Annotated in this window: 11 protein-coding genes; 6 read left to right on the top strand and 5 right to left on the bottom strand. The window is 73.3% G+C overall.

Annotation, left to right across the window (positions count from 1 at the left end; genetic code table 11):
• Positions 1–2: 2 nt before the first annotated feature.
• From ACT2CW_RS23565 to ACT2CW_RS23545, 5 genes are all read right to left on the bottom strand, one after another.
• The gene (locus tag ACT2CW_RS23565; RefSeq protein ID WP_445518170.1) at positions 3–395 is read right to left on the bottom strand and encodes an effector-associated constant component EACC1; all 393 of its coding nucleotides are present in this window, start codon (positions 393–395) and stop codon (positions 3–5) included.
• 75 nt (positions 396–470) lie between these two features.
• The gene (locus ACT2CW_RS23560) at positions 471–1349 is read right to left on the bottom strand and encodes an EamA family transporter (protein WP_182471678.1); all 879 of its coding nucleotides are present in this window, start codon (positions 1347–1349) and stop codon (positions 471–473) included.
• The gene (locus ACT2CW_RS23555; protein ID WP_445518169.1) at positions 1346–1840 is read right to left on the bottom strand and encodes a YbaK/EbsC family protein; all 495 of its coding nucleotides are present in this window, start codon (positions 1838–1840) and stop codon (positions 1346–1348) included. The genes ACT2CW_RS23560 and ACT2CW_RS23555 overlap by 4 nt, the downstream gene beginning before the upstream one ends.
• A 197-nt stretch (positions 1841–2037) precedes the next feature.
• Positions 2038–3678, bottom strand: coding sequence for a penicillin-binding transpeptidase domain-containing protein (locus tag ACT2CW_RS23550; protein WP_445518168.1), 1641 nt, complete (start codon positions 3676–3678; stop codon positions 2038–2040).
• Between the two features lie 171 nt (positions 3679–3849).
• Entirely contained in the window at positions 3850–5631 is a 1782-nt protein-coding gene (locus ACT2CW_RS23545) for a dolichyl-phosphate-mannose--protein mannosyltransferase (RefSeq protein ID WP_182471675.1), read from the bottom strand.
• A 247-nt stretch (positions 5632–5878) separates the two neighbouring features.
• On the opposite strand from ACT2CW_RS23545, the gene rsmI reads away from it, so the two are divergent.
• The 6 genes from rsmI to ACT2CW_RS23515 all read left to right on the top strand — a co-directional run bounded on the left by rsmI (position 5879) and on the right by ACT2CW_RS23515 (position 12425).
• A complete protein-coding gene (gene rsmI / locus ACT2CW_RS23540; RefSeq protein WP_445518167.1) occupies positions 5879–6754 on the top strand; it encodes a 16S rRNA (cytidine(1402)-2'-O)-methyltransferase in 876 nt (291 codons plus the stop codon).
• 186 nt (positions 6755–6940) lie between these two features.
• Positions 6941–7417, top strand: a complete 477-nt coding sequence (locus ACT2CW_RS23535) for a hypothetical protein (RefSeq protein ID WP_445518166.1) — start codon at positions 6941–6943, stop codon at positions 7415–7417.
• A gap of 156 nt (positions 7418–7573) precedes the next feature.
• Positions 7574–8494: a TatD family hydrolase gene (locus tag ACT2CW_RS23530; RefSeq protein ID WP_445518165.1), complete on the top strand. Its 921-nt coding sequence runs from the start codon at positions 7574–7576 to the stop codon at positions 8492–8494.
• 131 nt (positions 8495–8625) lie between these two features.
• Complete coding sequence (locus ACT2CW_RS23525) at positions 8626–9825, top strand: ubiquitin-like domain-containing protein (RefSeq protein WP_414085147.1); 1200 nt, start codon at positions 8626–8628, stop codon at positions 9823–9825.
• A gap of 187 nt (positions 9826–10012) precedes the next feature.
• Entirely contained in the window at positions 10013–10879 is an 867-nt protein-coding gene (gene rsmA, locus ACT2CW_RS23520; RefSeq protein WP_445518164.1) for a 16S rRNA (adenine(1518)-N(6)/adenine(1519)-N(6))-dimethyltransferase RsmA, read from the top strand.
• 616 nt (positions 10880–11495) lie between these two features.
• Positions 11496–12425, top strand: a complete 930-nt coding sequence (locus ACT2CW_RS23515; protein ID WP_182471671.1) for a 4-(cytidine 5'-diphospho)-2-C-methyl-D-erythritol kinase — start codon at positions 11496–11498, stop codon at positions 12423–12425.
• Positions 12426–12481 lie beyond the last annotated feature (56 nt).

Below are 12481 nucleotides of genomic sequence, written 5' to 3'. Positions count from 1 at the left end.
CCCTATCGCCCTTCCCCGCCGCCCTGACGGTGCGGTTCCGGTTCCCGTTCCGGTTCGGGGGCGGCCGGGCGCTCCAGCGCGTCGATCAGCCGCCGCAGCTCCTCGTCGCCGCCGTCGATGTCGACCGTAAGGTCACCACGGCGCACGGTGATCCGTCGGCCGTGCGGCCGCGTCTGCCGCCAGGTGGACAGCGCCAGCGCGAAGGAGGCCGCGCTCCAGGCGTTGTCGGTGATGAGCTGTAGCACATCGGTGAGCACGCCCATGTGGCCCGGCGACGGCTCGGCCCGGACCAGCTCCACCTGGGCGCCATGGCGCGTGCCCGGATCCCGTCTCAGCCAGTCGTGGAGCGAACGGAGCTCCGCCTCCCCACCGGTCACCGCTACGTCGATCCGCACCAAGTCCCCCTTGTGACGAAGGTCTCCCCGATTCTCTCGTACCCAGGTCCGCCCGCGCAGGACCAATGAACGCGGTCAACCCGCGTGCAGCATCAGTCCGATGCCCGCCACCATCAGCCCCGCCGCCGCGATCCTCGGGCCGCCGAACCGCTCCTTGAAGAACAGCGCCCCGATCGCAGCGCCCACGATGATCGACGATTCGCGCAGGGCCGCGATCGGGGCGAGTTCGGCCCGGGTCTGGGCCCACAGCACCAGGCCGTAGGCGGCGACCGACAGCAGCCCGCCGAGCAGTCCGCGCGCCGCGACCGGCCGTAGCTGCCGAAGGAGCGCACCGCGCCGGATCGCCAGGGCGCAGACCGGGATGGCGAAGCCCTCAAGGATCATCAGCCAGGCGATGTAGGCGGGCGGGCTGCCGGAGGCGCGCACCCCCAGGCCGTCCACGACGGTGTACGCGGCGATGGACAGACCGGTGGCGATGGCAGCCGTAAGGGCGAGCCACTGCGGCGCGCCCCCGCCGTTCCCCTCGCGTTCGGCGTGCCGCGCCCCCCTGACGCCCCACAGCGCCACGCCCACCAGCCCCGCCGAGGCCACCGCGATGCCCGCCGCCTGCCAGCGGTCCGGCCGCTCGCCGACGAAGACCGCCGCGGCCACGGTCACCACCAGCGGGGCGGTGCCGCGCGCGATGGGGTACATCTGGCCGAAGTCGCCCAGGTGGAACGAGCGCATGAGCAGCAGCTGATAGACCACGTGGATGGCCGCGGAGGCCAGCAGATACGGCCAGGCGTCCGCCGCGGGCAGCGGGGTGAACGGCAGCAGCGCCAGCCCGCACAGCGCCCCGCCCCCGCCCACGAGGGTGAAGGCGAGCAGCTGGTCCCTGATCCCGTGCGCGATCGCGTTCCAACTGGCGTGGGTGACGGCCGCTATGAGTACCGCGGCCGCGACCAGCGGGGTCACGCGGACCGCTCGCGCACATCCACCACGGTGCCTTCGGCATGCGCGATCAGGGACTTGGGGTCGAGCGGGAAGACGGTGTGCGGATTGCCCGCCGCGGCCCATACGGTCTCGTGGTCCAGCAGCCGGCGGTCGGCGAGGACGCGGGTACGGGTGCGGTGGCCGAAGGGCGGCACCCCGCCGATGGCGTAGCCGGTGGTCTCCCGCACCAGCGCCGCGTCCGCCCGGCGGACGCTCGCGGCGCCCAGTTCACGCCGTACGAGCTCGACATCGACCCGGGACGCCCCGTCCATCAGCACCACCACCGGCTGTCCGTCCGCCTCGAAGACCAGCGACTTGACGATCTGGCTCAGCTCACAGCCGATCGCCGCGGCGGCCTCGGCGGCGGTACGGGTGGCGTCGGGGAACCGGCGCACCTCGACGTCCAGGCCGAGCTCGCGCAGGGCGGCGGCGAAGCGGGGGTGGGCGGCGGTGTCAGGGGTGGAGTCGACCATGGAACGACGCTATCGACGCCCCCGCGCCCGCCGCCACGACATTTCCCGCCGGTGGCGTCCGGGTCCCGCTGACGGTTGCCGTCCGGGCCCCGCCGTCCGGCGGCGTCCGGGCCCCTGACCGGTCAACCGGCCGAACACGAAGGAGCCGGACGGGCGCTCGACGCGCCCGCCCGGCTCCCGGGCGTATCCGCAAAGGCTCAGCCCGCGCGCAGCAGCGCGGCCACGATCGGGCCCGCCGTGTCGCCGCCGTGGCCGCCCTCGGGGACCACACCGGCGGCCGCGACGTCGTCGCGGTACGCGCTGAACCAGCCGTTCGGCTTCTCCTGGTTGTCCACCTCGGCGGAGCCGGTCTTGGCGCCGAAGTCACCGCTCATCCCGGCCATCGCCTCGGCGGCGGTGCCCGAGGTGGCCGTGAGCTTCATGAGCTTCTTCAGCTGGTCGTGGGTGCTGGACTTCATCGTCCGGCTCGCCTTGGCCAGCGTCCGGTCGTCCAGCGACGGCGAGACCAGGTACGGCTGGTGGAAGGTGCCGGTGGTGGCGGTGGCCGCGACCGACGCCATGTTGAGCGGGTTCATCCGCACGCCGCCCTGGCCGATCAGCGAGGCGGCCTTGGAGGCCGCGGACTGCACCGGCACCGCGCCGTCGAAGGTGGGCACGCCGGTCTGCCAGTTGAGCCCGATGCCGAAGACGTCCCGGGCCTCCTTGCTCAGATCGTCGTCCTTCAGCTTCCCCGCCTGGCTGATGAAGGCCGTGTTGCAGGAGCGGGCGAAGCTCTGCTCGAAGGTGCCGTTCTTGATCTCGAACTTCTTGTCGTTCTGGAACTTCCAGCCGCCGTACTTGAAGTACTTCGGGCACGGATGCGGCTTGCCGTACGCCGCCAGACCCTTGTCCATCAGCGTCGTCGAGGTGATGATCTTCATCGTCGAGCCGGGTGCGTACGAACCCTGGAAGGCGGTGTTGAAGCCGCTCGCGGGGGAGTTGGCCAGCGCGAGGATCTCACCGGTGCTGGGCTTGACCGCGACCACCGACGCCTTGGTGCGCTTGCTCACCTGCTGCTCGGCGGTGCGCTGGAGCGATGCGTCGATCGTGGTGCGGAGCGTGCCCGGGGTGCCCTTGGAGAGCACCTTGAGGGTCTTGTCGGGGGTCTTGGAGCCCTTGGCGCGCTGGATCCAGGTCTCCACGCCCGCCTCGCCGCCCGCCTTCTTGCCGTACCGCTCGCGCAGCGCGGCCAGGACGGTCTTGAGGGTCGGGTGGTCGGAGGCGGTCAGCTCCTTGCCGTCGCGGTCCACCGCCTTGATCGGCGGCGCCTCGGACGCGCCGGTCTTGAGCGTGTCGCCCTCGGCGAGGTCGGGGTGCACCACGGTGGGCTTCCAGGCGACGACCGGCTTGCCGGTCTTGGTGTCGCGGGTCACGGTCAGCGAGGATTCATACGTCCAGGGGACGCTCTCACCGCCGGAGGAGAGCTGGGCGTTGACGGAGAACGGCACCTTGGCGCCGCTCGCCTGCCCCGCGTCCAGCGTCACCTTGGCCACCTTGGCCTTTGTGCGGTAGCCGCTCAGCGCCGTGGTGGCCGCGCCGCTGTCGTCCGTAAGGGCGGCGGCCTTCGCCGTCTCGCCCGCCGACCAGGCCGCCAGGAACGCGTGGGCGGTGGTCTTGACCTCGGCCGCGCTGGGCGGGCCGGTCTTCACCTTCTTCAGGGACGGCTTGTCGTCACCCGAGCCGGCGCTCGCACCGTCCTTCGGGCCGGATGAATCGTCCTGGCCGCTGCCGCAACCGGCCACACCGACCATGGCGGCGAACACCGCACCGACGATCGCGGCTCTCGCGCCACTCCGCATTTCAGAACCCCCACACTGTGTTCTCGGTTCCCCCCATCAGTCGATGGGGGTCGCGGTGCCCGGCACTCTACCGGCACCACGTGAAGCCCCCGCGCCCTCACCGTAGGGGGGCGCGGGGGCCGTGGCCGGATCCATGCGGTGGGCCCGGGGCCGAGCCGGGCCGAGCCAGGGTCAGATCCAGGTGTCGAGCCACATCCGGGCGCGCCAGGCGTCCATGGGCATCGTCTGGCCCGTGTACAGCGGGAAGAAGTAGATGAAGTTCCAGATGATCAGCAGGACGAGCGCGCCCGAGCCGACCGCGCCGACCACCCGGCGGGTCTCGCTCGCGCCCGGTGGCCCCAGCAGCGCGCCGATCATCATCGCCACCCCGAGGCACAGGAAGGGCACGAAGACGACGGCGTAGAAGGAGAAGATCGTCCGGTCCTGGTAGAGGAACCACGGCAGATAGCCCGCGGCGATCCCGCACAGGATCGCGCCCGCCCGCCAGTCGCGCCGCAGCGCCCAGCGGAAGAGCAGGTACAGCAGCGCGAAACAGGCCGTCCACCACAGCAGCGGGGTGCCGATGGCCAGCACCTCGCGGGCGCACTTCTCGGCGGCGTCCTTGGGGCAGCCCTCCTGGCCGGCCCGCGGGGACTCGTAGAAGTACGAGACCGGGCGGGACTGGACCAGCCAGCTCCATGGATTGGACTGGTAGACATGCGGCGAGTCGAGGTTGACGTGGAACTTGTAGACCTCGGACTCGTAGTGCCACAGGCTGCGCAGCGGGTTGAGCAGCCAGTCGAAGGCGCCGCCGGTGCCGTGGCCGCCGCCGCCGTCGGACTTGGCGGACTCGGCCCAGTGGCGGAAGTAGCCGCTGTGCCGCCAGCCGCGCCCCTGCTCGTAGCTGCCGCTCGCGGTGAACCAGCCCGACCAGGAGGCGATGTACGTGAGGATCGCCACAGGCACCAGCGAGACGAACGCCCAGCCCAGATCGCGCCGCAGCACCGCACGGTAGGGGCGGAGGGCGCCCGCGGTGCGGCGGCTGCCCACGTCCCACAGGACGGTCATCAGGCCGAAGGCCGCCAGTACGTACAGCCCGTTCCACTTGGTGCCGATGGCCAGGCCCAGCAGCACCCCGGCCGCGATCCGCCACGGCCGCGCGCCCAGCTTCAGGCCCCCGGCGACGGCCGGGTCCGGCCGCGCCGCGCCGTCCTCATTGGTTGGCAGCGCCGCCGCCAGCCTGGCGCGCGCCAGGTCCCGGTCCACGAGCAGACAGCCGAAGGCGGCCAGCACGAAGAACATCACGACCAGGTCGAGCAGCGCCGTGCGGCTCATCACGAAGTGCAGCCCGTCCACGGCCATCAGCGCGCCCGCGAGACAGCCGAGGAACGTCGACCGGAACAGCCGCCGCCCGATCCGGCACAGCATCAGCACCGAGAGGGTGCCGAGCACCGCGACCATGAACCGCCAGCCGAACGGGTGCAGCCCGAAGAACTGCTCGCCGAGCCCGATGACCCACTTGCCCACCGGCGGGTGCACCACATACGAGGCCGCGTCGCTGAGCGGGATGTGCTGCGGGGCGTCGAGGATCCGGTCGTTGGCGGATTTCGGCCAGGTGCCCTCGTAGCCGTACTCCCAGATCGACCAGGCGTCCTTGGCGTAGTACGTCTCGTCGAATATGACGTTGTCCGGGCTGCCCAGATGCCAGAAGCGGGTCAGCCCGGCGCACAGCGCGACGAGCAGCGGACCGCCCCAGCCGCTCCAGCGGGCGATTCTGGCCGCCGCCGAGGGGGTCGCGCCGAGGATCTCCCAGAGCCGGGTGCCCGGCTCCGCGTACGGCGGGACCAGCCGCTCCCGTACGCCGGGCCTGGTCTGGCCCGCGTATCCGAAACGGCGCAGCCGGCGCTGCCAGGCCGGCGGCTGCTGGCCGGTGGCTTTGCCCGGCTGGGCGTGGGTCGCGGTGTCACTGCTCACCGGGCCATCGTAGGGAAGCGGTCTGTGAGTGTGGCGGGGAAAGGCGGCGAACGGGGATTCGTGCCCAGGGCGGCGGCCTGGGGGCCGAGCCCGCGGCCGCGTCGGAGCCGAGCCCGTGGCCGGTCTCCGTCGGCCCTGCGGCCGGTCGTGGGCGGTCTCGGTCGACCCCGTGGCCGGTCGTGGCCGGTCTCCCTCGGCCCCGTGGCCGGGCTGTGGGTTATTTGTTCCCTGTTTTTTGGATAGGGGTGTGATGGGAACGCTCGTACTGGCAGGGACCCCCATCGGCGACACGGCGGACGCGCCCCCGAGGCTGGCCGCCGAGCTCATGGCCGCCGATGTGATCGCCGCCGAGGACACCCGGCGGCTGCGCCGCCTCACCCAGGCCCTGGACGTGCGTCCGGCCGGCCGGGTGGTGTCCTACTTCGAGGGCAACGAGTCGGCCCGCACGCCCGAGCTGGTCGAGTCGCTGGCCGACGGCGCCCGGGTGCTGCTGGTCACCGACGCGGGCATGCCGTCGGTCTCCGACCCCGGCTACCGGCTGGTGGCCGCCGCCGTGGAGCGCGGGATCACCGTCACCGCCGTGCCCGGCCCGTCCGCGGTGCTCACCGCCCTGGCCGTGTCCGGGCTGCCGGTGGACCGCTTCTGCTTCGAGGGGTTCCCGCCGCGCAAGTCGGGGGAGCGGCTGACGCGGCTGCGCGAGGTTGCCGACGAGCGCCGCACCCTGGTCTGGTTCGAGGCCCCGCACCGGCTGGACGACACGCTCGCGGCCATGGCCGAGGTGTTCGGCCCGGACCGCCGCGCCGCGGTGTGCCGGGAGCTGACCAAGACCTACGAGGAGGTGCGGCGCGGCCCGCTGGCCGAGCTGGCCGCCTGGGCGGCGGAGGGCGTACGCGGCGAGATCACCATCGTGGTCGAGGGCGCCCCCGCGCCCGGCCCCGACGAGGCGGGCCCCGCCGAGCTGGCCCGCCGGGTCGCGGTGCGCGAGGAGGCCGGTGAGCGCCGTAAGGAGGCCATCGCGGCGGTGGCGCAGGAGGCCGGGGTGCCCAAGCGGCAGGTGTTCGACGCGGTCGTGGCGGCGAAGAACGCGACGGGAAGCGCGCCACGCGGAGGTAAAGCCCCGTAGCGAAATGCAAAGCTCAGGTTAGTAGCCGGGCAGTTGCACGCCAGTTTCTCCATCGCCGTTGCCAAATCTCGCTCAAAGAGAGGGAAGAGGCCGTGCGATGGCGCCGGGAAAGGCGTCCACTGGTTGTGGAAGACCTGGGGCGATCCCATCCCGGAAGACTTGTCCTGTGTGACAAGAGGAGCTGCCATGAGCGATATAGCGGGAACCTCGAGCGGTGCTCATCCGATAGCCGCCCACACCCCCTCCGAACAGTCCGGCGAGGTGGCCCACGAGGCGTACGCCTTCGCCTGCATGAAGTGCGGGCACGGCTGGGAGCGGTCGTACGACATCGAACACCACGTGGACGGCGAGGGCCGCGCCTTCGTCGTGTACTTCACCGGCGGTCGGCGAGTCCCGTCCCCGCTGACGAGCCCCGACTGCGTCAACTGCGGTGCGCATCTGGTGCGGATCATGCGCTCGGGTCAGGTCTCCTCCGTCCTGGAGAGTGCGCGGCGCGGGAGGCCGCACACCACCCGGGGCCGGAAGGACGACACCGGCGCGCCGGACACCGAGACGGACGCCGCGCCGGACCACGGACCGGAAAACGAGGGCCCCGCAAGGCGCCGTGGGCACCATTGGCACCTTCCGAATCTGCTGCATCCCTTTCAGCACCACCGCGACTGAGTACGATCCGGTTCATATGAGCTGTTTCACATGAGCCGGTTCGAGTGGGTTCGTATGGTCCGGTTCCGGAGCCGGTTCACCTGAGCCGGGCGCGGGTCAACTGAGCGGCTGGACGCGATTCACCTCACATTCACCGGGATTCATAGAATCGCGCCCATGGCGAAAACAGCATCGACCCCTGGCGGCAGTGGCAAGGCGAGTGGCGCGCAAAAGGAAAAGGACGCGCCCCCGCCGCCGCCGGAGCCCCTGCGGGTCCCGGTCGCCGATTCCCACACCCACCTGGACATGCAGTCGGGCACCGTCGAGGAGGCACTGGCCAAGGCCGCCTCGGTCGGCGTGACGACCGTCGTCCAGGTGGGCTGTGATCTCGCCGGGTCGCGGTGGGCGGCCGAGACCGCGGCGGCGCACGAGAGCGTATGGGCCACCGTGGCCCTGCACCCCAACGAGGCGCCGCGCATCGTCCTGGGCGACCCGGACGGCTGGTCCCGGCAGGGCGCCAGGGAGCCCGGCGGCGACGCCGCCCTGGACGCGGCGCTCGACCGGATAGCGGCCCTCGCCGCGCTGCCCCAGGTGCGGGGCGTGGGCGAGACCGGTCTGGACTACTTCCGCACCGGCCCGGAGGGCATGGCCGCCCAGGAGCGCTCGTTCCGCCGCCACATCGCCATCGCCAAGGAGCACAGCAAGGCGCTGGTCATCCACGACCGGGAGGCCCACGACGACGTGCTGCGGGTGCTCACCGAGGAGGGCGCGCCCGACACCGTCGTCTTCCACTGCTACTCCGGTGACGCGGCCATGGCGAAGATCTGCGCCGAGCGCGGCTACTACATGTCGTTCGCGGGCAACATCACCTTCAAGAACGCCCAGCCGCTGCGCGACGCCCTCGCCGTCGCCCCGCTCGACCTCGTCCTCGTCGAGACCGACGCGCCGTTCCTGACCCCCGTCCCCTACCGCGGACGGCCCAACGCCCCGTATCTGATCCCGCTCACCCTGCGGGCCATGGCCGAGGTCAAGGGCGTCCCCGAGGACACCCTGGCGACCGCCGTGGCGGCCAATACGGCGCGTGTCTTCGGCTATTGATCGGCCATTGATCGGCCGCTGAGGGGCGGTGGCGAGCCGAGGCCGGTGATCACACTGCGTGATGATCTTCCTTTGGAGAGTCACCCCCACTCCGCTACAGTCCCGGACCCAACGCCCTGACCAGTGGACTTGTGGAGTGTTACCGGAGTGTTGTCGTGAGCCGTAGGGCCAGCCACCGCGTCCCGGGCGGCCGTGCCGCCGCCCGCCGAGCCGCCCGGCGCGGTGCCACCGGCCGGACCGATCCGATGCGCCGACTGCTGCCGCAGGCGATGGTGGTCGCCGCCCTGGCCGGCGGCACCTCCGCCTTTGTCGCCCAGGACAAGGCCGTACGGCTCAGCGTCGACGGCGACGCGCGCACGTTGCACACCTACGCCGACGACGTGGGCGAGCTGCTGGCGGACCAGGACGTCCGCGTCGGCGCGCACGACATCGTCGCCCCCGCGCCCGGGGAGCGGCTCGGCGACGGCGACGAGATCGCCGTCCGCTACGGCCGACCCGTCACCCTCACCCTCGACGGGGAGCGCCGCCGGGTGTGGACCACCGCCCGCACGGTTGACGGCGCACTGCGCCAACTGGGCGTACGTGCCGAGGGCGCGTATCTGTCCGCCTCCCGCTCCGCGGCCATCACCAGCCGCGGGCTGCTCCTGCACGTCCGCACCGAGCGCACCGTCACCTTCCTCGCCGACGGGCGCCCCCACGTCGTCCGTACGAACGCCGCCACCGTCGGCGAGGCGCTCGCCGCCGCCGGGCTCACCCTGCGCGGCCAGGACACCACCTCCGTGCCGCGGGACAGCTTTCCGCGCGACGGCCAGACGGTGACGGTGATGCGGATCACCGGCGGCAAGGAGGTCCGGGACCATCCGGTGCCCTTCACCACCGTCCGCCGCGCCGACCCCACCCTCCCCAAGGGCACCGAGCTGGTGGCCCGGCCCGGTGAGCCGGGCACCCTGCGCATCACCTACCGGGTGCGCAGTGTCAACGGCGTACGGCAGCGGCCGCGGAAGATCGGCAGCGAGATCGTCAAGGCGCCCGTGGCCCGGATCGTCCGGGTCGGCACCATGACCGTGCCCACCGCCGTCGGCGGCCCGGCGGACGGGCTCAACTGGCGGGCGATGGCCCGCTGCGAATCGGGCGGCCGGCCCGACGCGGTCGACGGCTCCGGCCGCTACGGCGGCCTCTACCAGCTCGACCAGGGCACCTGGCACTCCCTCGGCGGCCACGGCCGCCCCCAGGACGCGCCACCGTCCGAGCAGACCTACCGGGCGAAGAAGCTCTACCAGCAGCGCGGCGCCAGTCCCTGGCCCAGCTGCGGCTCCAAGCTCCACCGGTGACGGGGCCCGGCCGGAAGCCCCGGCCGGAAGCCCCGGCCGGAAGCCCCGGCTGGCTGTCCCGGCCGGAAGCCCCGGCCGAAAGCTCCGAGCCCCGCCGAGCGTGGGTGCGCCCTGTCGAGCGCCCTGTCGGAGCGCCCCGTCGCGTACGCCGAGCCCGGGGCCCACGGCGCGGCCGTAAACTCTCCGGGTGAGCTCCACCGACTCCGACGTTCTGCTCGGCCCCGCCGACATCCGCGAACTCGCGGCGCGGCTCGGCGTACGTCCGACCAAGCAGCGCGGCCAGAACTTCGTCATCGACGCCAATACGGTCCGCCGGATCGTCCGGACCGCAGGGGTGCGCCCGGACGACGTGGTCGTCGAGGTCGGCCCCGGGCTCGGTTCGCTGACCCTCGCGCTGCTGGAGGCCGCAGACCGGGTCACCGCCGTCGAGATCGACGACGTCCTCGCCGCGGCCCTCCCCGCGACCGTCGAGGCCCGGCTGCCGCACCGCGCCGACCGGTTCGCGCTGGTGCACAGCGACGCCCTGCGGGTGACCGAGCTGCCGGGCCCCGCCCCGACCGCGCTGGTCGCCAACCTGCCGTACAACGTCGCCGTGCCCGTGCTGCTCCACATGCTCGGGCGCTTCCCGACCATCGAGCGGACCCTGGTCATGGTCCAGTCCGAGGTCGCCGACCGGCTCGCCGCCCCGCCCGGCTCCAAGGTGTACGGAGTCCCCTCCGTGAAGGCGGCCTGGTACGCCCACGTCAAGCGGGCGGGCGCGATCGGCCGCAACGTCTTCTGGCCCGCCCCCAACGTCGACTCCGGCCTGGTCTCGCTGATCCGCCGGGACGAGCCCCCGCGCACCACCGCCACCCGGGAGGCGGTCTTCGCGGTGGTGGACGCGGCGTTCGCCCAGCGCCGCAAGACGCTCAGGGCGGCGCTCGCGAGTTGGGCGGGTTCGGCGGGGGCCGCGGAGGCGGCCCTGAAGGCCGCCGGGGTTTCGCCGCAGGCGCGCGGCGAGTCGCTGACGGTGGAGGACTTCGCCGCGATCGCCGAGCACGGCCCGGCGACCTGACCGCGGGCCGCCCCCGCGACCAGGCTTGCTCCCCGCCCCGCAGCATCCGATGCCCGGCTCCGCCGCGTACCGAGGTCCGGGGGCTCCGCTCCAGGCCCCGCTTCGGCCGTATACCGGCTGGGGCCAGGGACGGGGGTTTTCCCCACCCCGCCCCTTCCCGTAACCGGGGCTCCGCCCCGGACCCCCGTTTGGGCCTCTACCCCCGGGCCCCTGCCGGGGCTCCGCCCCTCGGGCCCCGCTGGGGCTTCGCCGCGGGCCTCGCTTCGGTCGGGTACCGGCCGGGGTCAGGGGCCGGGGCTGCGAACCTGGGGTCCGGCGCCTCGCCGGGGCGCGGGGTGCGACCCCGGGCGTGACCCCCGGGACAAAGCCCTCTGAATGGGGGCTGGACGTGGGCTGGGGCGGAGGTGGCCCATCCCCCAGCCCCTCCGGCGATTGAGGAGCGGGGTCCAGGGGCGGAGCCCCGGCGGGGGTTTGGGGGCGGAGCCCCCATGACGGGGGCCGGGGCGGAGGCCCGGTTATGGGGAGGGGCGGGGTGGGGGGCAAGGCCGTCGCGGGCTCAACCCCGCAGGCGGGACAATGGCCGCACCGGAACACCCGAACCCCACCGAGGAGCCCCGTGAGCCGTCCCGTGACCGCCCGTGTGCCCGCCAAGGTCAACGTCCAGCTCGCGGTCGGCGGACTGCGTCCCGACGGGTTCCACGACCTGGCCAACGTCTTCCTCGCCGTCGGGCTCCACGACGAGGTCACCGCGACCCCCGCCGACGCCCTCCGGATCACCGTCGAGGGCGCGGACGCCGGTCAGGTGCCGCTGGACCGAAGCAACCTCGCGGCCCGCGCCGCGCTCGCGCTCGCCGAGCGGTACGGCATCGAACCCGGCGTGCACCTCCACATCGCCAAGGACATCCCCGTCGCGGGCGGCATGGCGGGCGGCAGCGCGGACGCCGCCGGGGCGCTGCTGGCGTGCGACGCGCTGTGGGGCACCCGGGCGACCCGGGCCGAACTCCTCGAGATCTGCGCCGAGTTGGGCAGCGACATCCCCTTCAGCCTCGTCGGCGGCGTGGCACTCGGCCGTGGCCGGGGCGAGCTGCTGACGCCGCTCGAGACCGGCGGCACCTTCCACTGGGTGTTCGCCGTGGCCGACGGCGGGCTGTCCACCCCCGCCGTCTACCGCGAATGCGACCGCCTCCGCGAGGAGTCCGGCACCGGCGCGAGCGCCGCCGACGTCCCCGACCCCGAGCCCTCCCACGCGCTGCTGGACGCGCTGCGCACCGGCGACGCCACCGCGCTGGCCGCCGCCGTCTCCAACGATCTCCAGCCCGCCGCGCTCTCGCTGCGCCCCGCGCTCGCCGACACCCTGCGCGCCGGCGCGGACGCGGGCGCGCTCGCCTCCCTCGTCTCCGGCTCCGGTCCGACCTGCGCCTTCCTGGCCAAGGACACCGAGGCCGCGCAGGGGGTGGCGACGGCGCTGGCCGCCTCGGGCACCTGCCGTACGGTCCGGGTCACCTCCGGCCCGGTCCCCGGAGCGCGCCTGGTCGGCGACGCCTGAGCGGCCGGTCGACGTGTGAGCCCCGGTCGACTCGATGCCCGAGCGGCCGGCCGGCG

The organism is Streptomyces sp. NEAU-174 (assembly GCF_052665095.1).
The sequence above is the reverse complement of the archived record's forward strand: the minus strand, read 5'-3'. Positions and strand labels throughout refer to the sequence as shown.